Origin of the sequence: Lysobacter panacisoli (assembly GCF_009765165.1) — a bacterium.
GTDB lineage: Bacteria > Pseudomonadota > Gammaproteobacteria > Xanthomonadales > Xanthomonadaceae > Lysobacter_J > Lysobacter_J panacisoli.
In genome coordinates this window covers 3,403,065-3,424,759 of the sequence record NZ_VLNU01000001.1, presented here as the reverse complement: position 1 = coordinate 3,424,759, position 21,695 = coordinate 3,403,065, and the positions used below count along the sequence as shown (strand labels likewise).

Genomic DNA, 21,695 nt, shown 5'->3' with positions numbered 1-21,695 from the left:
GATCGGGGCTCGGGCGGGCTGGCTGTATGATGCCCCGGACCTCACACCAGCGCGAGCGCATGCCAGCAGTCACGACCAACGACGAGCACCTGATCTGGATCGATCTGGAGATGACCGGCCTGGACACGGACCGCGATTCGATCCTCGAGATCGCGACCCTGGTGACCGACAAGGAACTCAACGTGCTGGCCGAAGGGCCGGAGCTGGCGATCGCGCATCCGCTTTCGCGACTGGAAGCGATGGATGAGTGGAACCGCAACCAGCACGGCCGCTCGGGCCTGTGGCAGCGCGTGATCGACAGCGAAGTCAGCCTGGCGGAAGCCGAGGCGAAGACGCTGGATTTCCTCGGCCAATGGGTGCCGGCCGGAAAGTCGCCGATGTGCGGCAATTCGATCTGCCAGGACCGCCGTTTCCTGCACCGCCTGATGCCGCGGCTGGAGAAGCACTTCCACTACCGCAACCTCGACGTCAGCACGATCAAGGAGCTCGCGCGCCGCTGGGCGCCGGGCGTGCTCGCCGGGGTCAGCAAGGAATCACGCCACACCGCGCTGAGCGATGTGCGCGACTCCATCGCCGAGCTGCGCCACTACCGCGCGGCGATGGGCCGCCTCGGCGGTCTGCCCGAGGGCTGAGGCTCAGGTCGGCCCGGGGGCGCGCTGGTCCGGGTTGGATTCCGACGGCTGCGGTGCCGGCAGCGTGGCGATGCCCGCCGCATCGAGGATGCGCCGCTGCGCGCGGATGTCGCGCTGCGCCGCCTGGATGCTGATACCGGCGGCGTCGAACGCCTTCTTGATCCGCTCGTTGAGATCGCACTTGGTCGCGAAGTGGTCGGCGTTGCTGACGTGGCAGCGCACGCCCAGGCGCACGGCGACGTCGGCCAGTTCGTACACCACCACGTCGGGCGCCGGCTGCTCGAAGATGCGCTTGTCGGCCTTCATGATCGACATGATCGCCTGGCGTGCGACGTCGATGTCGTCCTCGTAACCGATGCCGATGACCAGCTCGATGCGGCGGCGCGTGTCGGGCGTGAGATTGATGATCGGCGCGGTGGTGATCAGGTTGTTGGGCAGGACGATGGTCTGGTTGTCCGCGCCGCGCAGCCGCGTCTGAAAGATGCTGACCGCTTCGACGGTGCCGCTGCTGCCGCCGATCTGCACCACGTCGCCGACGCGGAACGGCTTGAGCGTCACCAGCATGACGCCGGACGCGACGTTGGATAGCGAATCCTTCAACGCAAGGCCGATGGCGAGACCGGCAGCGCCGAGGATCGCGATGAACGAGGTCGGCGCGACACCGAAGAACATCTGCAGGATAGCCAGCATCAGCACGATCAGCAGCACGATGTACAACACGCGGCTGATGAACTGCAGCGAGGTCGGTTCCACGTGCGCGCGCGTGAGCGCGCGCCCTGTCGCACGGACGGCCCACTTGGCCAGGTGCATGCCGATGTAGAAGACGAGCAGGGCGCCGCCGATCTTGATGCCGACGTCGCCGGCCCACGCCCAGAACTGCTCGGCCGACATCGTGCTCAAGTGCGCGGGCGGCGCCAGCTCCTTGGTCAGGTTGGGCAGCGAATCCTGCAGCAGGGCCTGCGCGCTCGAATCCTGGGACAAGACGATCTCCTTGCTGTGCATCGGTGGTGCGGGCTCTCAAAACATGACGCCCCGCATGAGCGGGGCGTCGATGATGTTACCGCGGACAAGCTTGACCGGATGTGATCAGGCCTTGGCGTTGGCCTTGGCTTTGGCCTTCGCAAGGCGCAGCCAGGTGTCGACGACGGTGTCGGGATTGAGCGATACCGACTCGATGCCCTGTTCCATCAGCCACTCGGCGAGGTCCGGATGGTCGCTGGGGCCCTGGCCGCAGATGCCGACGTACTTGCCCTTCGCGCGCGCGGCGGAGATGGCCATCGACAGCAGCTTCTTGACCGCCGGATTCCGCTCGTCGAACAACTTGGCGACGATGCCCGAGTCGCGGTCCAGGCCGAGGGTGAGCTGGGTCAGGTCGTTGGACCCGATCGAGAAGCCGTCGAAGATGTCGAGGAATTCGTCCGCCAGCAGCGCGTTGGACGGCACTTCGCACATCATGATGATCTTCAGTCCACCCTTGCCCTGTTCCAGTCCGTTGTCGCGCAGGACTTCGACCACCTTGCGACCTTCTTCCAGCGTGCGCACGAACGGGATCATCACCCAGCAGTTGGTCAGGCCCATCTGCTCGCGCACCTTGAGCACCGCGCGGCATTCCAGCGCGAAGGCGTCGGTGAAGCTCGGATCGACGTAGCGGCTGGCGCCACGGAAGCCGATCATCGGGTTCTCTTCATGCGGCTCGTAGCGCGAACCGCCGATGAGATTGGCGTACTCGTTGGACTTGAAGTCCGACAGGCGCACGATCACCGGATGCGGCGCGAACGACGCGGTGATCGTCGCGATGCCTTCGGCGAGGCGATCCACGTAGAAGTCGACCGGGCTGGCATAACCGGCGATCTTCTCGTCGATCTTCTTCTTGGTCGCGGCGTCCTGCTGGTTGTACTCGAGCAGCGCCTTGGGATGCACGCCGATATGGCTGGCGATGATCATCTCCAGGCGCGCCAGGCCGACACCGGCGTTGGGCAGCATGGCGAAATCGAAAGCGCGCTCAGGGTTGGCGACGTTCATCATCACCTTGAGCGGCGCTTCCGGCATCTTGTCGAGGTCGGCCGTGTGGCGCTCGAAGGGCAGGGCGCCCTTGTATATGTAGCCGGTGTCGCCCTCGGCGCAGCTGATGGTGACTTCCTGGCCGTCCTGGATCGTGTCGAGCGCATTGCCCGTGCCGACCACGGCCGGAACGCCGAGCTCGCGCGCGATGATCGCGGCGTGGCAGGTGCGGCCGCCGCGGTTGGTGACGATCGCGGCGGAGCGCTTCATCACCGGCTCCCAGTCGGGGTCGGTCATGTCGGCGACGAGCACGTCGCCGGGCTGCACGCGGCTCATGTCGGCCAGCGAGCGCACCACGCGCGCCACGCCGGTGCCGATCTTCTGGCCGATGGCGCGGCCTTCGCAGACCACTTCGCCGCGCTTGGTGAGCTGGTAGCGCTCGATCTGCGTGGCCTTGGCTCGCGACTTCACCGTCTCCGGGCGGGCCTGCACGATGAACAGCTTGCCGCTGACACCGTCCTTCGCCCACTCGATGTCCATCGGACGGCCGTAGTGCTTCTCGATGACCAGCGCCTGCTTGGCCAGTTCCTGCACGTCTTCGTCGCTGATGGAGAACGTCGCGCGCAGCTCGGCGGGCGTCTCTTCGATGCGCACGCGCTCGCCGGGCTTGTCCGAATACACCATGCGCTGCTGCTTGGCGCCGATGCCGCGGCGCAGGATCGCCTGCTTGCCCTGCAGCAGGGTGGGCTTGTAGACGTAGAACTCGTCCGGGTTCACCGCGCCCTGCACGACCATCTCGCCCAGGCCGTAGCTGGAGGTGATGAACACCACGTCGCGGAAACCGGACTCGGTATCGAGCGTGAACAGCACGCCGGAGGAGCCGACGTTGGAACGCACCATCAGCTGCACGCCGGCCGAAAGGAACACGTCCTCGTGCTTGAAGCCGTGGTGCACGCGATAGGCGATGGCGCGGTCGTTGTAAAGCGAAGCAAACACTTCCTTGACCTTGTGCACGACATCGTCGGCGCCGGTCACGTTGAGGAAGGTTTCCTGCTGGCCGGCGAAGGACGCGTCCGGCAGATCCTCGGCGGTGGCGGAGGAGCGCACCGCGACGGCGACATCGCCGCCACCGTTCTCGTCGCACAGCTGCTTGTATGCCTTGCGGATGTCGGCATCCAGGTCGGCCTGGAGCGGGGCGTCGATAACCCAGCCGCGGATCTCGCTGCCGGCCGCGGTCAGCGCCGGCACGTCCTCGACGTCCAGCGTGGCCAGCTTGTCGTAGATGCGCTGGTGCAGGTTGTTGTGGTCGATGAAGGACTTGAAGGCCTCGGCCGTGGTCGCGTAGCCGCCGGGGACGGAAACGCCCAGGTTCGCGAGGTTGCCGATCATCTCGCCGAGCGAGGAATTCTTGCCGCCGACACGGGCCAGATCGGTAAGGCGCAGCGCGTGCAGCCAGAGGATGTTCTCGTTCAAGCGGGCGGTCTCCAGGACGGGGCGGCGCGGCGGGCGCGGCGATCCGGATATGATCGCCGCTGCGTCGAAGCCATACAAGCTTGATTCGGCGAGGTTTTTCGTATCGTGAACGGCCAATTCAGGAGAAGTGCGATGGCAGGCGTGCGACCCGTGTTCTATGTCTCCGATGGTACCGGTATCACCGCCGAGACCATCGGCCACAGCCTGCTCACGCAGTTCACCGAAACCACCTTCGTCACCGACCGGATCCCGTTCGTCGACAGCGTCGAACGCGCCCACGAGGTCGCCGAGAAGATCCGCGTGGCCGCCGAGGCCCACGGTGTGCGTCCGGTCGTGATCAATTCGTGCATGGACGCCGACGTGAGCGCCGCCCTGGCCGAGAGCGGAGCGCTGATGCTGGACGTATTCGCGCCCTTCATCGAGCCGCTGGAGCGCGAGCTGGAACAGACCCGCGAGCGTCGCATCGGCCTGGCCCACGGCATGGTCGATTTCGAGACCTACCATCGCCGCATCAACGCGATGAACTTCGCGCTGACCCACGATGACGGCCAGAGCGTGGACTACAACGACGCGGACCTGATCCTGGTCGCGGTGTCGCGTGCCGGCAAGACGCCGACCTGCGTGTACCTGGCGCTGCACTACGGTGTGCGCGCGGCGAACTATCCGCTGACCGAGGAAGACCTGGAGCACGATCGCCTGCCGCCGCGCCTGCGTCCGTACCGGAACAAGCTGTTCGGCCTGACCATCGATCCAGTGCGCCTGCAGCAGATCCGCCAGGAGCGCCGTCCGAATTCACGCTACGCGCAGTTCGACACCTGCAAGCGCGAAGTCGCCGCCGCCGAAGCGATGTTCCGCGCCGAACGCATCACGACGTTGAGCACGACGCATACCTCGATCGAGGAGATCTCGAGCAAGGTGCTGACGACGCTGGGGATCCATCGCGAGATGTTCTGATCGACGGGCGCGGAAGGCCCGGAAAAACGTGCGCGAGGAATGCTTACCGTAGGCCTACCGGCGGCGCTCGTCAACGCTGCCGCGCAGAGGTTGTGCCGTGTAGCATCGTCTCCATATCGATGCTCATGTCCATGTCACTCGCCACCCGTCGCGCACGCATTCCCCGGCTCAGCCGCTTCGGCTGGCTGATGGGGCTGTACGCGGAGAACCACGTCCGTTTCACCCGCCTTTTCCCGTCGCAGGGGCTGGTGGTGGGCACCTACGTATCCAGCGTCGGCGACGGCCTGGACGTGCAGCTGGACGTGATCGAGCGCCACCCGTACACGACCGAGCTGCGCATGACGTACGCCCTGCGCGACCCGGTGACGGGCGAACAGGACCCGTCGGCGTTCCTGCGCCTGTACCACGACGCCCGCCAGCTCGAAGTCACGAACTGTTACGTCGGCAGGCGCTGGCAGGACACGATCGGGATGTATCCGCCGCCGGCGGAGATCGTCGACCACCGCACGCGCATGAACACGTTTCTCGGAAAGTGGCTCGAGTATCTAGCGGAGCGGGGACATGGTGTGGCAACATTGCGCGCCGTTGACGCCGGGACCATTTCCGGCGGCACCGACGAAAAAAATCTGGCAGCGAACGCTTGACGACATCGCTGAACGCCCGCTAGAATTTTCGTCTTTCCAGCACGTGGGGCCATAGCTCAGCTGGGAGAGCGCCTGCATGGCATGCAGGAGGTCGCCGGTTCGATCCCGGCTGGCTCCACCACTTCTTCACCGAAGTGATCGTTGGAACGTTTCAAAACCAGTTTTGTCCCCATCGTCTAGAGGCCTAGGACATTACCCTTTCACGGTAGCGACCGGGGTTCGAATCCCCGTGGGGACGCCAAATAGTGAAACGACGCAGGGCTCCGGAAACGGGGCCCTGTTCCGTTTTGGGCGATTTTCGGCTTTCGAGGCGATTGTGAGGCGCTCGCGGCGTCGCCTCACCGATTTGCGGCGGACGAAGCATCGTCCGGACAGGTCGCGTGCGTCGCCAGGTCGTCGAGAATCGGGCAATCCGGGCGCTCGTCGCCGTGGCAGCGTCGCGCCAGTTCCTGGAGCGTGCGCTGCATCGCCTGCATCTCGGCGATCTTCACCGCCAGCTCGTCCACGTGCGATTGCGCGAGCTTCTTCACCTCCGCGCTCGCGCGCGAGCGGTCGTCCCACAGTCCCAGCAGCGCTTCGATCTGCTTGATCGAGAATCCCAGCGTGCGCGCGCGGCGGACGAACTGCAGGCGGTGCACGTCGGCATCGGTGTAGATGCGGTAGCCGGCGAAGGTGCGCCCGGCGGGAGGGATCAGGCCGATGCCTTCGTAGTGCCGGATCATCTTCGCGCTGACACCACTGCGCTGCGCGGCGTCGCCGATGTTGTGCAGTCCCTGTTCGAGGGCTTCGGCCAGTTCGGGACGCGATGGGCGAGTCATCAGGTGGCTCCTTGCGTAAGGCATGTCAGGCGGGAATGCGCCAGCGGCGCAGCAGCAGCGTGTTCGACACCACGCTGACGGAAGAGAAGGCCATCGCAGCGCCGGCGATCACCGGGTCGAGCAAGCCGAACGCCGCCAGCGGAATGCCGACGATGTTGTAGATGAAGGCCCAGAAGAGGTTCTGGTGGATCTTGCGCGTGGTGCGGCGTGAGACATCCAGCGCGGCGGCGACGAGTGCCGGATCCGGTCGCATCAGGGTGATGCCCGCCGCATGCATCGCCACGTCGGTGCCGCTGCCCATCGCGATGCCGACGTCGGCGGCGGCGAGGGCAGGGGCGTCGTTGATGCCGTCGCCGACCATCGCGACCGCGCCACGCGTACGCAGCCGCGCGATCGCGTCGGCCTTGTCGCCGGGCAGCACGTTGGCGTGGACTTCGTCGATGCCGAGTGCCGCAGCGACGGCACCGGCCGCGCCCGCGTTGTCGCCGGAGATCATCACCGTATGCACGCCCAGGCGATGCAGCTGCGCGATGGCATCCGACGCGCCGGCGCGCGGCTGGTCGCGGAAGGCGAGCAGTCCGTTCAACGTGCGGTTGGCCGCATCGGCCAGCCACGAGACGGTATGTCCGTTCGCCTCCAGTGCCTCGGCGCGCGCAGCCAGCGGCGACAGATCGATGCCCGCGTCGAGCATCATGCGGCGGCTGCCGAGCAGGATTTCACGACCATCGAGCACGCCACGCAGACCACGTCCCGCGATGGCCTGGATGTCGCTGGCAGTGGCAACGGGCGCGTCGTTCGCGACTGCCTGCAGTACCGCCTTCGCGAGCGGATGTTCGCTGCCGCGCTGCAATGCAGCGGCCTGCTCCAGCAACGCGGCGGTATCGCCATCGACCGCGATGGCCTCGGCCAGCGTCGGGCGTCCTTCGGTCAGGGTGCCGGTCTTGTCGAATGCCACGACGCTCACGCGATGCGCGACTTCCAGCGCTTCGGCGTCCTTGATCAGGATTCCGGCACGCGCGGCTACGCCGGTGCCCGCCATGATCGCGGTTGGTGTGGCCAGTCCGAGCGCGCATGGGCAGGCGATCACCAGCACCGCGACGGCGTTGAGCACGGCCTGGTTCCAGTCGCCGGTGGTCAGGCCCCAGCCGATCACGGTGATCAATGCGATCACCAGCACGACCGGCACGAATACCGCGCTGACCCGATCGACCACGCGCTGGATCGGCGCCTTCTTCGCCTGCGCATCCTCGACCAGCCGGATGATGCGGGACAGCGCGGTTTCCGTGCCGATGGCGAGGGTCTCGACTTCGATGCGGCCTTCGCCGTTGACCGCGCCGCCGGTGACGCGATCGCCTTCGCCCTTGGCGACCGGCAGGGATTCGCCGGTGATCAGCGATTCGTCGGCATGCGTGCGTCCGTTGGCGATGCGGCCATCGACCGGGATGCGTTCGCCTGGCAGCACGACCACGACGTCGCCCACGCGCACCTGCGCGATCGGCAGTTCGTTCTCGATGCCGTTACGGCGCACGCGCGCGGTAGCTGGGCGCAGCGCCTGCAATGCGCGGATCGCCGCGGTGGTCTGGCGCTTGGCGCGCGCTTCGAGCCACTTGCCGAGCAGGATCAGGGTGATCACGACGGCCGAGGCTTCGAAGTACAGCGGCGCTACGCCGTGGTGCCCGCCTGCGAGCAGGTGGTAGACACTCAGTCCGTAGCCGGCGCTCGTGCCCAGCGCGACCAGCAGGTCCATGTTGCCGGTTCGCGCCTTCAATGCGCCCCAGCCGGCCTTGTAGAAACGCGCACCAAGCCAGAACTGCACGGGCGTGGCGAGCGCGAACTGAAGCCATCCCGGCAGCATCCAGTGCTTGCCGAACATCAGACCGAGCATCGGCAGCACCAGCGGCGTGGACAACAGCACGGCCCACAGCAGGTGGCGGCTTTCGCGATGGCCGCCATCGCGCGCGTGCGCGGCGTGCGGGTCGAGGGCCGCCGCCGCTTGTTCCGCCGGGATCTGCGCCTCATAGCCGGCGCCGCGCACGGCGGCGATCAGCGCTGCGTCCTCGACGCGATCGCCGACACGGACGTGCGCGCGTTCCGTCGCCAGGTTCACGCTAGCCTCCAGCACGCCCGGCACGTTGCGCAGCGCCTTCTCGATGCGCGCCACGCACGAGGCGCAAGTCATGCCGGTGACGGACAGGTCGACCTCACGCGTGGCGATGTCGTAGCCGCTGCCACGCACGGCCTGCGCCACCGCGTCGAGGGTGACGGTGCCGTCGGTGGCGACCTCGGCGGTTTCAGTGGCGAGGTTGACGCTCGCCTCGCGCACGCCCGGGACGGCGCGGAGGCCGCGTTCGACCCGCCCCGCGCACGAGGCGCAGGTCATGCCGGAGACGCTGAAACGCAGCGTGTTCGCGGGGGAGAGGGGCAGGGCGTCAGCGTTCATCGGGATCCAGGGGAAGGGAACGATGGGCGGAGCTTCCGGCTTCCCATGATGGGAAGGTCAAGCTGCGCCCATCGATCGGGAGTCGATCTTTCCGTCAACCCTCCCCGTGGCGCGCGAACACGGACGTCGTGCCGTCGAGTCCGACCAGCTCGACGACATAGGGCTGAACGCGGCCGTCGGGCATTTCCATGCCGGGTGAGCCCGCCGGCATGCCGGGGACGGCGAGACCCTTCGCCTTGGGCCGCAGTGCGAGCAATCGCTTCACGTCCTCCAGCGGGACGTGTCCTTCGACGAAATAGCCGCCGACTTCGACGGTGTGGCACGAGCCTTTGCCGTAAGGCACACCGAGGTGTTCCTTCACGGCGTGGATGTCCTCGGCTTCACGCACCTCGACCGCGAAACCGGCGCCGCGTGCGTGTGCGATCCAGACCTCGCAACAACCGCAGCCCGGCGTGTGGTGGACGAGCATGCGAGGCAGCGTCGCGGCAGTCGGCGCCTTGGCAGGGGCATCGGACGTCGCTGCGACGGGCGCGGGAGTCGCCGTCGCGCGGGAGGCAGCGCCGGTGGCGCCGGCGCCGGAGGGCTGCGCGCAGGCCGCGATCGCGATCGCGGGCGCCAACAGCCAGAGTCGATGGAAACGTTTCATGTTCGTTCTCCTCAGAACCAGAATCGAAGGCCGGCGACGAAGCGCGTGTCCTGCGCGTCCTCGCCTTCGTCGCGACGCAGGTCGGCGGTCTCGCCGAACGCGCGCTCGTGCACCACACCGATGTACGGCGCGAACTGCCGGGTGAACTCGTAGCGGAGCCTCAAGCCGGCTTCCGCGGTCGAAAGCCCCGAGCCGACGCCGCGACGCGGATCGTCCTTTCCGTTGAAGTCCAGCTCGAGCAGCGGCTGCAGGATCAGGCGATTGGTGAGCAGCAGTTCGTATTCCGCCTCGACGTTCGCGGCGAAACGGCCGGACTCGCCGACGTACGCCGTCGCGGACACTTCGAACTTGTACGGCGCCAGTCCCTGCACGCCGAACGCGCCCCAGGTTTGCGATGCGCCGGGTTTGAAGTCGTGCTTCACGCCGGCGACGACGTCCCACCACGGCGAGACACTGCGTCCGTACAGCACTTCCAGGTCGGCCGACTCCGTGCGGCTGTCCTCGCGTTCGCCCTCGCTGCGCAGCCAGAGGCGATTGATGTCGCTGCCGATCCAGCCCTGCGCTTCCCAGGCTTGTCCGGTGCCGTGATCGGCGTCGGCGACTTCCAGTCGGTTGAAGAGCAGGTAGTGGTTGAGTTCCGGCGCGTGAGCCATGTGCTCTTGCAACGTCGGAAACGCGGCGGCGCGATCAGCATCGGTGACCGGCGGTATCGGCTGCACCGGCTGGCTGGGCGCCTGCATCGCGTGGCCCATCTTCGAGTGGTCCATTGTTGAATGGTCCATCTTCGAATGATCGACAGGCTCTGCCGGTTTCCGCGCAGCCGGCGTGTGCGCGTGCGGGGGCGCGTGCTGCGCGTGCGCCGAATGATCCTGCGCATGGGCGCCACTTGCCACGGCCATGCCCAGCGCGAGCGCGGGGAGGTGGATGCGGCACAGGTTCATGCGCGTTCCTCCACGCGGACTTCGCGCATCATTCCGGCTTCCATGTGGTAGAGCAGGTGGCAGTGGAACGCCCAGCGGCCGAGCGCGTCGGCACGCACGCGATAGCTGCGCTTCGTGCCTGGCGGCATGTCGACGGTGTGCTTGCGCAGCTGGAACCCGCCGTTCTCGTCCTCGACATCGCTCCACATGCCGTGCAGGTGGATCGGGTGCGTCATCATCGTGTCGTTGACCAGCACGATGCGCATGCGCTCGCCGTAGTTGAGCCGCACCGGTTCGGCGTCCATGAACTTCTGCCCGTTGAACGACCACGCGAACTTCTCCATGTGGCCGGTCAGGTGCAGTTCGATGTCGCGCGACGGCTCACGTCCGTCCGGATCGTCGAACAGGCTCTTCATCGCCGCGTAGGTCAGCACCGTGCGGCCGTTATCACGCAGGCCGATACCGGGATCGTCGAGTTTCGGCGCAGGCGACATCGCCTGCATGTCGACCAGCGGATTGCCGTCCTCGCTCGCCGGATGGGACTGCATCGCGGACATGCCGTGCGCCATCGCACCGTGACCCATGTTCGCGCCGCATCCGCCTTCCATGCCCTTGCTGCCGTGATCCATGCCGCCGTGGCCCATGTCGCTCATGGTCAGGATCGGACGGGGATCGAGCGGGGGAAGCGGGGCTTCCAGCCCGTGGCGCGAGGCGAGCGTACCGCGCGCGTAACCGGTGCGGCCCATGTCCTGCGCGAAGATGCTGTAAGCGTCCTGCCCGGAGGGTTCGACGATGACGTCGAAGGTCTCCGCGACCGCGATGCGGAACTCGTCCACCGTGACCGGATGGATGTATTGCCCGTCGGCGGCGACCACGGTCATCTTCAGGCCGGGAATGCGCACGTCGAAGTAGGTCATTGCCGAGCCGTTGATGAAGCGCAGAAGCACTTTCTCGCCGCTGCGGAACAGGCCGGTCCAGTTGCCCGACGGCGCTGCGCCGTTCATCAGGTAGGTGTAGGTGTGGGCGTTGATGTCGGAGATGTCGGTGGGTGTCATCCGCATCCGGCCCCACTGGCCGCGGTCGCGCAGGGTTTCGGCGAATCCCTCGCGGCGCGTGTCGTCGGCGAAATCGCCGACCGTGCGCTTATAGAAATTGTCGTACTCCGCCATCTTCTTCATGCGCCGGAACAGTGCCGCCGGCTCCATGTCGGTCCAGTCAGAGAGCAGCACGACGTGTTCGCGGTCGTAGTGGAATGGCGCCGGTTCTCGCGGATCGACCACGATCGCGCCGTACAGGCCGGCCTGTTCCTGGAACAGCGAATGGCTGTGGTACCAGTACGTGCCCGACTGGCGGATGTCGAAGCGGTAGACGAAGGTCTCGCCCGGGCCGATGCCATCGAAACTCAGGCCGGGCACGCCGTCCATGTTCGCGGGCAGCAGGATCCCGTGCCAGTGGATCGAGCTCTGCACCGGCAGGCGATTGGCCACGCGCAACGTCACGGTGTCGCCCTCGCGCCAGCGCAGCAGGGGTGCGGGGAGGGAGCCGTTGACGGTGACCGCCGGACGCGTGCGACCGGTGAGGTTCACCGGCGACGCATCGATGGCGAGGTCGAACTGGGTGCCGCTCAACACCTGCGGTGCAAGCGTGGCCGCGGCGGCGTGCGCGGGAGGACGCCACAGGCCCGTGCCGGCGGCGACGCCGCCCGCGGCAAGACCGGTGACGAAACGGCGGCGCGACAACGACGCGGCGCCGAATCGGAAGGTTTCGGAAGTCATGCAGTACTCCGTGCAAAGGTCGCAATGCGCTATGCGGCCGCAGGGATGCGGCTGGCGAAGCGCGGTTCGACGGCACCGGAACGGTGCCCGCGGGTACTCAGGCGATGGGTGGCCGCAGCGGACTGCGCAGGCGCGGCTGGACGTGATCGTGGTTCAGTGTCTGCGCCACTTCGGCACGGACCGGGATGCTCGCGACCATGTCGATGAAGGCAGTCGCGGTGGACACATGTTGCAGGCACTCGCAATTGCAGTGCGAGGACTGGCAGCAGTCCTGCGAGTGCGAAACGTTCGCCTTGCCAGCGCAGTCGTCCGACATCGCACCGTCATCGACTGCGGTTGCCGCGATCTCCATTGCCGTTTCGTGGCACGGGGCTTTGATGACCGCCACCGGCGCCGGCTGCGCGGTGCTTGCCAGATGCGACAGATGCATCTGCGTGGACGCGACCGCATAACCCGAACCGTTGAGGATCAGGGTCAGGCACAGCAGCAGTCGAAGCGCAATGGCGCGGAGCGTCATTTCCACAGTCTAGCGCGAACCGCTGCCAACCCAGCGTTGCAATCTGAACAGGGCCTCACATCGGCGATCGTGCGACGAAGTCCGCGCAAAAGGCTGGGAGCTATACTCCACGTAGCGAAATGCCCACGGCCCTGACCGGGACCGGGAACCGGGATCGTTCCTTCTCAAGCATCAGCAGGGAATCTGACTTGGCTTGCCGCATTGTCCTCGCCGACGACCATCCGATAGTCTCCAGCGGCGTACGCATGTTGCTGGAACAGTCGTCCGACTTGCGCGTCGTCGCCGAAGTGACGTCGCCGGACGAGCTGATCCGGGTCCTCGGTTCCACCGAATGCGACCTGGTCGTCACCGACTTCAACATGCCGGGCGAACAGGCCGCCGATGGCCTGAGCCTGCTGCAGCTGCTCGGCCGGCGCTGGCCGGAACGCCCCATCGTCGTGCTCACCCAGCTGGGTAATTCCGCCACGCTCAACAGCATCGCCCGCCTGCCCAACGTGCGCGGCCTGGTGAGCAAGGCCGACACGGTGAAGGAATTGCCGATGGCCGTGCAGGCCGCCACCGTGGGGCGCCAGTACATCAGCGTGTCGGTGAAGCGGCAGTTCGACCTCGCGCGTACCGAAGCGCCTGGTGCGACCACCACGCTGTCGCGTCGCGAAGCCGAAGTGATGCGTCTGTTCGCCTCGGGCAATACCGTGTCGGAGATCGCGCGACAGCTCAACCGCAGCGTGAAGACGGTGAGCAGCCAGAAGGTCGAGGCCATGCGCAAGCTCGGCGTGAAGAGCGATCTGGAGTTCTATTCCTACGCGCGCGAGCACGGCCTGGGCTTCTGAACGTGCGCTCCCGGCGGCATCGTGCATGATGTCGCCATGAAGTATCCGCTCGCGATCTTCGACTTCGACGGCACGCTGGCCGACTCGTTCCCGTTCTTCGTGGAAGCGCAGGTGGCGCTCGCGCGCCGGCACGGGTTCGCGGCGATCGAAGAGGGACGGATCGACGAGATGCGCCGGCTCGGTCCGCGCGAGATCATGCGCCGGGTCGATTTCCCGTCGTGGAAGATGCCGATCGTGGTCGCGGACTTCATCCGCATGATGCGCGAGGCACCGCCCGTGCCGTTGTTCGAAGGCGTCGCCGGCACCTTGCGGCAACTGCGCGATTGCGGCGTGCGGGTGATGATCCTGACCTCGAATTCCGAAGACAACGTGCGCAGGACGCTGGGCGAAGAACTGTCCGCCCTCATCGAATCCATCGACGGCGGCGCACACATGCTCGGCAAGCACCGGCGCATCGCGCGGATGCTCGGGCGGGCGCACACGCAGGCCGCGCATGCGATCTACATCGGCGACCAGCTCAGCGATGCCGAGGGCGCGCGTCGTGCCGGTGTCGCATTCGGTGCCGTGGGGTGGGGCTATGCGCACCCGGACGTCCTGCGCGCGGCCGCGCCGGACGAGTTCTTCGACCATGTTCCCGAACTGCTGCGGGTCGCCCGCGCGATCTGATCAGGGGCGCACGGCCGGCGGGCACGCATCCAGTTGCACGAGCAGCGCGTCCGGATCGACCGGCTTGACCATGTGCGCGTCGAAGCCCGCCTGCGCGGTGCGCTGGATATCCGATGCCTGGCCCCAGCCGGTGACCGCGATGATGCGGATGCGCGTGCCCTCGGGCAGGGCGCGCAGGGTCCGGCAGGCCTCGAAGCCGTCCATGCCGGGCATGCCCAGGTCGATCAGCACCACGTCCGGGACGCGTTCGCGCACCGCCGCCACCGCGCTCGCGCCGTCGTAGCAGATGCGCACGTCGTGGTTGAGGCAGCGCAGGAATTCCGCCAGCGAGTCCGCGTTCTCGCTGTTGTCGTCGACCACCAGGACCGAGCGTCCCGGATGCACCGCCGGTGCCGGCCTGGCCGTGCCTTCGGGCAGCGAAGGCGCGGCCATCAGCGGCAGGTAGACCACGAACTCGCTGCCGCGACCGATGCCTTCGCTGAGCGCGGCCACCGTGCCGCCGTGCATGGCGACCAGGCTGCGCACGATGGTGAGGCCGATGCCGAGGCCGCCCTGCGAATGCCGTCGGCTGTGTTCGCTCTGGGTGAAACGTTCGAATACGCGTTCGCGCATGTCCGGGGGCAGGCCGATGCCGTTGTCGCGCACGCAGATCCGCACCTGACCGTCTTCCTGCGTCGCTTCCACGTCGATGCGTCCGCCGGCCGGCGTGTACTTGGCAGCGTTGTTGAGCAGATTGGAAAACACCTGCGCCAACCGCACCGGATCGGCGTTGAGCATCAGCGGTTCCGGTCCGACCGACAGGTGCAGGAAATGGCCGGCGCGTTCGATCAGCGGATGCGCGGTCTCCACCGCGGTGGCGATCACCGAGCGCAGGTCGATCGGGACGCGACGCAGCTCGATCTTGCCGCTGGTGATGCGCGACACCTCCAGCAGGTCGTCGACGAGCCGGATCAGCTGCGCGAGCTGGCGCTCCATCATGCCGCGCAGGCGCCGGCCTTCCTCGTCGTCGGTATCTCGCAGGCGAAGTATCTGCAGGCAGTTGCTGAGCGGGCCGAGTGGATTGCGCAGTTCGTGGCCGAGTGTGGTGAGGAACTCATCCTTGCGCGCGTCTTCCTCTCGCAGCGTATCGCGGCTCAGTTCGATGGCGCGACGTGCCAGTACCTGCGCGGTGACGTTGTGGTAGTAGCAGACGACGCCGTGGTTTCCGTCCGGAAGCACGATGCGGTGGATGCGCCAGTCGTAGTAGTCGCTGCCGCCGGATTCCTTGGGAGGCTCGGGCTGTTCGAGGGCGACGTACGGCTCGCCGGTATCCAGTGTGTGGCGGATGGTCCGTGCCAGATCGTTGCCGGCAGCGATGCCGTACAACGCGCGCAGCGCTTCGCCGAAATCGCGTCCCACCCAGTCGCCGATGGCGGGACGCGCGATCGGATTGACCTGGCGCAGGCGGAAATCCGCGTCCACGAGATAGATGCCCAGCGGCGCGGCGTCGAGCAGCGCTTCGACCTGCGCGCTGTGGTTGCGCAGGATTTCCTCGTTCGCGCGGCGCTCGGTCACGTCCCGCGTGGTGCCGGCGATGGCCTCGACCTCGCCGTCGGCATTGATCACCGGAACGAAGATGTAGTCGTACATGCGCCGGCCGAACGTCCCGTTGAACGGCACTTCGCCGCGTATGGGGCGCTTCGTCGCGATCACCTGCTCGATCTCGCGGTCGTGCATCTGCGCGTGCCAGGGCTCGTAGCCCAGTTCCAGGCAGGTTTTGCCGATGGCCTCGTCCCAGCTCCGGCCCCACATGCGCAGGAGCATGTCGTTGGCATAGATGAAACGATGTTGCAGGTCGAAGACGTAGGCCAGGTCGGGCGTGTGGGTGAGGATGGCCTCGTACAGGCGGTGCTGGCGGTCGGCGAATGCCTGCGATTCCTGCAGCGCCGCTTCGGCAAGGCGACGTTCCAGAAGGTCGGACGCGAGTCGCGCGAGCACGTCCATCAGGTCCAGTTCGCGCTGGCTCGGTGTGTAAGCCGCGGACCAGTGCGTGGACAGCATGCCGATGAGACGTCCACCGCGGGTACGCAACGGCGTGCTTTGCACGGAACGGATCCCGCAATGCGCGAACATCTCGCGTTCGAGCGGATCGTCGACGTCGGCCATCACGTCCGACATGACGATGCGGTGCTGTTCGCGTAGTGCGACGCCACAGGTGGTGTCGCTGTCCAGGCGTACGCGAGTCCAGTGCTCGGCCGCCTGCGCGCTGAAGCCGCGATGGGCGAGCAGGTGCAGTTCGTGGCGCCCGTCGCGCCCGATCAGCGCCTGCATGCTCGCGAACTGCGAATGCATGAGGATGCTGGCGGCGTCGAGGATCTTCAGGTACAGCTGGTGATCGTCGGGCTCGGCGACGATCTCCGCACTGATTTCCTGCAGCAGGCTGGTATTGGCCAGGTCGTCGGCAAGCTGGGCCTCGCTGTCGCGCATCACCGATTCGGTGCGTTCGCGCTCGATCGCGATGCGGGCGACGTTGCCGCCGAAGTCGCAAATGCGCTGCAACCAAGCGTCGGCCTCACGCGCATCGGTCAGGGCCAGGACGAAGAAGCCAGTCGCGCGGCCGTCGTGTCCCTTCACCGGCGCGCAGTGCAACGAATGGATGTTGTTGCGGATGCACAGCTCGCGCAGCACGGGCGACAACGCCGCGTCCGCGGCAAGGTCCATGCACGGAGTGATGTGCTCCAGCGGCAGGCCGCGCAGCGTGTCCGCGAACGAGCGCGGCAGGCCGGCCGTGTGCACGTCGGCGATGCGCGTTCCGCCCGGCTCGGCCTGGATCACACAGGCGCGCGCGCCCGGTTCCAGACGCGTGGCCGCTTCGGCCAGCGCCTGCAGGCACGTGTCACGCGCCGTGCCCGTGGCGATCATCTCCAGCAGGCGCGACTGCTCGTGCGCGAGTTGCTCGGCATGCTTGCGCCCGGTGATGTCCAGGGTCACCCCGGACAGCCGCGTCGGGCCGTTGCCGTCGTTGTCGATACGGCCGCGCGTCTCGATCCAGTGCCAGGTGCGGTCGGGCCAACGCACGCGATATTCGAGGGCGAACTCCGTCGCACCGTCGATGGCACGCTGCGAGGTTTCCTTCACCATCGGCCAGTCGGCCGGGAGGATCGACGCCTTCCAGTCCTCGAAGCCGAATCCGTCGTCCGCGCCGCGCCCGAAATGCGCCTTGCAGGTCGCCGAACACTGCAGGTCCGGCCCGGCCACGTCGAGCTGCCACGCGCCGACGCGGCCTGCATCGAGGATGTAGCGCAGGCGCGCCTCGCGTTCGGAGACGACGCTGTCGTGGCCGGCGCGTTCACCGGCAGCAGCGTGTTCAGCAGGCTGGCTCATACCGTTCGCCCGTGAATGGCGGAAGCGGGCGGGGCGCAGGATGCTGAATCGATGAGCACAGGTTCCTCGTACGATCCGCCGGGGCGGCGGGCGCGGTGACGTTATAGCGTGCCTGATTCCCGGCGATCGTGAAGGGCTAGGTCGCGACGCCCGCGCCGCCGGCCGGCAGATGCACGATCGCCTCCAGCCCGCCGCCGTCGCGGTTGCGCAGCGTCAGCGTGGCGCCGATAGAGTCGACGAGCTGCTGTGCGATCGCCAGTCCCAGACCGGTCCCGCCCGTGTCCCGGTTGCGCGAACTCTCCAGCCGGTAGAACGGTTCCAGCACCTTGGCCAGTTCGTCCTGTGGAATGCCCGGCCCACGATCGGCGATCCGCACCTGCACGCCGGACGCGTCCTCGGCGACATCGAGCTCCGCCGCTCCGGCGTACTTGATCGCGTTGTCGAGCAGGTTCGCGACGATCCGCCGCAGTGCGTGTGGGCGCGTCACCACTGGCGCGCGCGCGCGACCCGACAACGCCACCTGTTGCCCGGTGTCGAGGTAGTCGTAGACCAGGCTTTCCAGGAAGGCGTTGAGGTCGATCCGCGCCGCCGGCTCCGAGGCGCCGTGCGCGCTGCGTGCGTACGCGATGCCTTCGCGCACCAGGTGCTGCATCTGGCCGAGGTCGTCGATCATCTTGTCGCGCTCGGGAGATTCGTCCATTGCGTCCGCGCGCAGGCGCATGCGCGTGATCGGCGTCTGCAGGTCGTGTGAGATCGCCGCGAGGATCTGCAGGCGCTCCCGCATGTACTGGGCGATGCGGTCCTGCATGGCGTTGAATGCGCCGACCGCGCGCGCGACTTCGGTGGGACCGCCTTCGCGCAGGCGTTCGCCGTCGCCGGCCGGGTTCAGCGTGTCGGCGGCCTCGGCGAGGCGCTGCAGCGGGCGCGTCGCCAGCCGCACGGCGCCCCAGGTGCACAGCACCAGCAGACCGAGCTGGATCGCCAGCACATACGGCAGCCACTTCGCCAGCGGCATGATCGACGGCTGCACCTCCACCACCATCGGACTGCCGTCGCGCAGGCGCAGGTGCACCTGGAAGCGCTCCGGTTCGGTGGAGAGCATGGTGGCGCGGATCGGATAACGCGGGCCCAGCGTGTCCGCGATCATCGCGGTCATCTCGCGCGCGGTGTGCGTGGAGGGCGGGGGACCGTCCTGTCCTTCGCCCAACAGGTAATGGAACGTGCGCCGGCGCAGCATCGGCAGCCAGTGCGCGCGTTCCTCAGGCGGCAGGCGGTCGAGCAGGTTCACCGCGACCACCACGTCCTGTTCGAGGTTGCTCATCAGCATCGAGGTCGCCGCTTCGTAGCGCTCGTAGAAGAGCATCCCGAACGACAGCCCGTGCGCGATCAGCAGGCCGCTGAACAGGATCAGGTACAGGCGGGACGCGATGGTCGCCGGCAGCCAGCGCGAACGGCCGCGCGCATGCGTGCTCATTCGTCCTCGCCCACCAGCGTCACCGACATGCTGAAGACGTAGCCTTCGCTGCGCACGGTCTTGATGTAGCTCTGTTCGCGCGCATCGTCCTGCAGGCGCTGGCGCAGCCGGCTCACGAGCAGGTCGATGGAGCGGTCGAACGCTTCCGCATCGCGACCCTGGGTCAGGCTGAGCAGCTGGTCGCGGTTGAGCACGCGGTTGGGATGGTCGAGGAACACGCGCAGCAGGCGGAATTCCGCGCCGCTCAATGCGACCACGGTGCCGTCGGGATCGAGCAGGTGGCGCGCCGTCGTGTCGAGCCGCCAGTGACCGAAGGCGATGTGGCGGCTCGCTTCGCTGACCTGCAGGTTCGGTGGAAGCATGCGGGTGCGGCGGATCACCGCCTTGATCCGCGCCAGCAACTCGCGCGGAGCGAAGGGCTTGGTGACGTAGTCGTCGGCGCCCATTTCGAGGCCGACGATGCGGTCGGTCTGGTCGTCGCGCGCGGTCAGCATCACCACCGGCACCGCACGGTGCTTGCCGGCACGCAGGTTGCGCGCGATGGTCAGCCCGTCCTCGCCGGGCATCATCAGGTCGAGCACGACCAGGTCCACCGCATTCGTGTCGAGGATCGCCCGCATTTCGCGGCCGTCGGCGGCCGTGCTCGCGCGCAGGCCGTTCTTCTGCAGGTAGTCGGCGACCATCTGCCGGATCTCGCGGTCGTCGTCGACGACCAGGATGTGGTCCACGTGTTCCATGCGTCTCCAGGCAAGGCCGGTGCTGCCCGCCGATTGTGCCACCGGGCGCGCGAAGCGGCGGCGATCAGGGTGCGGCCAGCAGCTGGCGGATGCGCTGTTCGGTGACCTCGTAATCGCCTTCGCCGTAGTGGCGGTAGACGATCCGGCCCTCGCGGTCGATCAGGTACAAGGCGGGCCAGAACCGGTTGCCGTAGGCGTTCCAGGTGCGGAAGGCGTTGTCCTGCGCGACCGGATAGCGGATGCCGTGGCGCGCGATCGCCGCGCGCACGTTGGCCGGATCGTGCTCCTCGTCGTATTCCGGCGAGTGCACGCCGATCACCACCAGGCCGTCGTCGGCATAGCGTTCATGCCACTGCTTCACGTATGGCAGCACGTGGATGCAGTTGATGCAGGCGTAGGTCCAGAACTCCACCAGCACCACCTTGCCCTTGAGCGCGGCCAACGTCTGCGGCGGCCCGTTGAACCAGCGTCCGATGCCGGTGAATTCCGGTGCAGGCACCGGCGCGGTATTGCCGGCGCGCGTGTCGGCGCTGCACGCGACCGTCGCCAGCCCCATGCACAACGCGACGAGTATCGACTTCCACATGGTTCAGCCTCCTTCGTGGGGAGCGGGTTCGTGTTGCTTGACGCCGGCGGCCTCGAGGATCGCCCATGCGACCTGTGTCGGACTGGACAGGGGCGACACGTGGCCGGCGCCGACGGATTGGATTTCCGCGCCGATACGTCGCGCTGTGGCGGTCTGCAGCTGCGGCGCGATCATCCGGTCCTCGCGCGAGACGAGGTACCAGCTCGGCCTGCCGTGCCACGCCGCCTGGGTGACGGTGTCGGCGAAGGCGCTGGCACGGATCGGACGCTGCGCATCGAACACCTGCGCGATCGCCTTCGCGGACAGGTCGGGCGCGAAGTCGTCGCGCACGCCGGTTTCGCTCAGCCACAGGCGCTGGTCGCGTTCCTGCAGTTGCGCCAGGCCGGGCGGGGCAGGGAAGCCCTTGCCCTGGTCTGCGGTGTTCTCGCCGACATCCGGCGCGAACGCCGCGACGTAGACCAGCGCACTGACCTTGTCGTCGGCGCCGGCCTGGGTGATGACCGTGCCGCCCCAGGAGTGACCGACCAGCACCACCTTGCCCGGCGCCGCATCGATGGCGCGACGCGTGGCGGCGACGTCGTCGGCGAGTGAGGTCAGCGGCGCGTCGACGGTCACCGCGTGCACGCCCCAGCGTTCGAGCACGGGGACGACCTTGTTCCAGCTGGATGCGTCGGCGAACGCGCCGTGCACCAGCACCACGGTCGGCGCATCCGCGCGCGAGGCCTGCGCGGCCGGTGCGAAACCGGCCGCGCCGAGCAGCGCGAGAGCGAGGAGGTTGCGGATCATTCCGGTGTCCTCACGCGATTGCGAACGCCACGTCCACGTTGCCGCGCGTCATGCGCGAGTACGGGCAGGTCTGGTGGGCGGCGTCGACGAGCTCGCGCTTCAGCGCCTCGTCCAGGCCGGGCAGGTTGACCTTCAGGGTCACGGCCAGCTGGTACTCGCCGGTGGCGATCTTGCCCAGCGCGACGTCGGCGTCGACCGAGAAGCCTTCCGGCAGGCGCACCTTGCGGTCAGCGGCGGCGAACTGGATCGCGCCGATGAAGCACGCCGAATAGCCGATGCCGAACAGCTGCTCCGGGTTGGTGCCGGGCTTGTTGGAACCGGGCGTGCTCAGCTTGACGTCGATGGCGCCGTCGCTGGAGCGACCGGTGCCTTCGCGGCCTCCGGTGACGTGGGTATGGGCGGTGTAGATGACGGTTTCGAGGGACATGGGGTT

General features: G+C 67.4%; 19 protein-coding genes and 2 tRNA genes. 7 read left to right on the top strand and 14 right to left on the bottom strand.

Annotated elements, in window-relative coordinates; translation table 11 throughout:
• Positions 1 to 59: 59 nt before the first annotated feature.
• On the top strand, positions 60 to 632 hold the full coding sequence (orn, locus tag FOF45_RS16040) for an oligoribonuclease (RefSeq protein ID WP_158986604.1): 573 nt from the start codon (positions 60 to 62) through the stop codon (positions 630 to 632).
• Between the two features lie 3 nt (positions 633 to 635).
• On the opposite strand, the gene FOF45_RS16035 is transcribed toward orn, so the two are convergent.
• Both FOF45_RS16035 and ppsA read right to left on the bottom strand, forming a co-directional pair.
• Positions 636 to 1,613 (bottom strand): mechanosensitive ion channel family protein, encoded by a 978-nt coding sequence (locus tag FOF45_RS16035; protein ID WP_158986602.1) that lies wholly within the window; start codon positions 1,611 to 1,613, stop codon positions 636 to 638.
• Positions 1,614 to 1,718: 105 nt separating this feature from the next.
• The gene (ppsA, locus tag FOF45_RS16030) at positions 1,719 to 4,106 is read right to left on the bottom strand and encodes a phosphoenolpyruvate synthase (RefSeq protein ID WP_158986600.1); all 2,388 of its coding nucleotides are present in this window, start codon (positions 4,104 to 4,106) and stop codon (positions 1,719 to 1,721) included.
• Between the two features lie 132 nt (positions 4,107 to 4,238).
• Here ppsA and ppsR point away from each other — a divergent pair, with 132 nt between their 5' ends.
• The 4 genes from ppsR (at position 4,239) to FOF45_RS16010 (ending at position 5,945) form a co-directional block, all read left to right on the top strand.
• On the top strand, positions 4,239 to 5,060 hold the full coding sequence (gene ppsR, locus FOF45_RS16025) for a posphoenolpyruvate synthetase regulatory kinase/phosphorylase PpsR (protein ID WP_158986598.1): 822 nt from the start codon (positions 4,239 to 4,241) through the stop codon (positions 5,058 to 5,060).
• 131 nt (positions 5,061 to 5,191) lie between these two features.
• On the top strand, positions 5,192 to 5,704 hold the full coding sequence (locus FOF45_RS16020; protein ID WP_425481941.1) for a DUF1249 domain-containing protein: 513 nt from the start codon (positions 5,192 to 5,194) through the stop codon (positions 5,702 to 5,704).
• A 45-nt stretch (positions 5,705 to 5,749) separates the two neighbouring features.
• Positions 5,750 to 5,825: transfer RNA gene (locus FOF45_RS16015), tRNA-Ala, on the top strand.
• Between the two features lie 44 nt (positions 5,826 to 5,869).
• A tRNA-Glu gene (locus FOF45_RS16010) sits at positions 5,870 to 5,945 on the top strand.
• 97 nt (positions 5,946 to 6,042) lie between these two features.
• On the opposite strand, the gene cueR is transcribed toward FOF45_RS16010, so the two are convergent.
• The 6 genes from cueR to FOF45_RS15980 form a co-directional block, all read right to left on the bottom strand.
• Positions 6,043 to 6,522: a Cu(I)-responsive transcriptional regulator gene (gene cueR, locus FOF45_RS16005; RefSeq protein WP_158986594.1), complete on the bottom strand. Its 480-nt coding sequence runs from the start codon at positions 6,520 to 6,522 to the stop codon at positions 6,043 to 6,045.
• Positions 6,523 to 6,547: 25 nt separating this feature from the next.
• Positions 6,548 to 8,962 carry a heavy metal translocating P-type ATPase gene (locus FOF45_RS16000; protein WP_158986592.1) on the bottom strand — a complete coding sequence of 805 codons (2,415 nt, stop codon included), beginning with the start codon at positions 8,960 to 8,962 and terminating at the stop codon, positions 6,548 to 6,550.
• Between the two features lie 94 nt (positions 8,963 to 9,056).
• Complete coding sequence (locus tag FOF45_RS15995; protein WP_233264166.1) at positions 9,057 to 9,608, bottom strand: DUF411 domain-containing protein; 552 nt, start codon at positions 9,606 to 9,608, stop codon at positions 9,057 to 9,059.
• Positions 9,609 to 9,619: 11 nt separating this feature from the next.
• Positions 9,620 to 10,549 (bottom strand): copper resistance protein B, encoded by a 930-nt coding sequence (locus FOF45_RS15990; protein ID WP_158986590.1) that lies wholly within the window; start codon positions 10,547 to 10,549, stop codon positions 9,620 to 9,622.
• Positions 10,546 to 12,303 (bottom strand): copper resistance system multicopper oxidase, encoded by a 1,758-nt coding sequence (locus tag FOF45_RS15985; protein WP_158986588.1) that lies wholly within the window; start codon positions 12,301 to 12,303, stop codon positions 10,546 to 10,548. The genes FOF45_RS15990 and FOF45_RS15985 overlap by 4 nt, the downstream gene beginning before the upstream one ends.
• A 97-nt stretch (positions 12,304 to 12,400) precedes the next feature.
• Positions 12,401 to 12,820: a CopL family metal-binding regulatory protein gene (locus tag FOF45_RS15980; protein WP_158986586.1), complete on the bottom strand. Its 420-nt coding sequence runs from the start codon at positions 12,818 to 12,820 to the stop codon at positions 12,401 to 12,403.
• A 188-nt stretch (positions 12,821 to 13,008) separates the two neighbouring features.
• On the opposite strand from FOF45_RS15980, the gene FOF45_RS15975 reads away from it, so the two are divergent.
• Positions 13,009 to 13,650 carry a response regulator gene (locus FOF45_RS15975; RefSeq protein WP_233264165.1) on the top strand — a complete coding sequence of 214 codons (642 nt, stop codon included), beginning with the start codon at positions 13,009 to 13,011 and terminating at the stop codon, positions 13,648 to 13,650.
• 36 nt (positions 13,651 to 13,686) lie between these two features.
• Positions 13,687 to 14,316, top strand: a complete 630-nt coding sequence (locus tag FOF45_RS15970; protein WP_158986582.1) for an HAD hydrolase-like protein — start codon at positions 13,687 to 13,689, stop codon at positions 14,314 to 14,316.
• On the opposite strand, the gene FOF45_RS18540 is transcribed toward FOF45_RS15970, so the two are convergent.
• The 6 genes from FOF45_RS18540 to FOF45_RS15940 form a co-directional block, all read right to left on the bottom strand.
• Entirely contained in the window at positions 14,317 to 17,679 is a 3,363-nt protein-coding gene (locus FOF45_RS18540) for an ATP-binding protein (RefSeq protein WP_158986580.1), read from the bottom strand.
• Between the two features lie 136 nt (positions 17,680 to 17,815).
• Complete coding sequence (locus tag FOF45_RS15960; protein WP_158986578.1) at positions 17,816 to 19,153, bottom strand: ATP-binding protein; 1,338 nt, start codon at positions 19,151 to 19,153, stop codon at positions 17,816 to 17,818.
• Positions 19,150 to 19,890 carry a response regulator gene (locus FOF45_RS15955; protein ID WP_158986576.1) on the bottom strand — a complete coding sequence of 247 codons (741 nt, stop codon included), beginning with the start codon at positions 19,888 to 19,890 and terminating at the stop codon, positions 19,150 to 19,152. The genes FOF45_RS15960 and FOF45_RS15955 overlap by 4 nt, the downstream gene beginning before the upstream one ends.
• 64 nt (positions 19,891 to 19,954) lie before the next feature.
• Complete coding sequence (locus FOF45_RS15950; protein WP_158986574.1) at positions 19,955 to 20,476, bottom strand: redoxin family protein; 522 nt, start codon at positions 20,474 to 20,476, stop codon at positions 19,955 to 19,957.
• 3 nt (positions 20,477 to 20,479) lie between these two features.
• On the bottom strand, positions 20,480 to 21,262 hold the full coding sequence (locus FOF45_RS15945) for an alpha/beta fold hydrolase (RefSeq protein WP_158986572.1): 783 nt from the start codon (positions 21,260 to 21,262) through the stop codon (positions 20,480 to 20,482).
• A 10-nt stretch (positions 21,263 to 21,272) separates the two neighbouring features.
• Positions 21,273 to 21,689 carry an organic hydroperoxide resistance protein gene (locus FOF45_RS15940; RefSeq protein WP_158986570.1) on the bottom strand — a complete coding sequence of 139 codons (417 nt, stop codon included), beginning with the start codon at positions 21,687 to 21,689 and terminating at the stop codon, positions 21,273 to 21,275.
• Between the last annotated feature and the right edge of the window lie 6 nt (positions 21,690 to 21,695).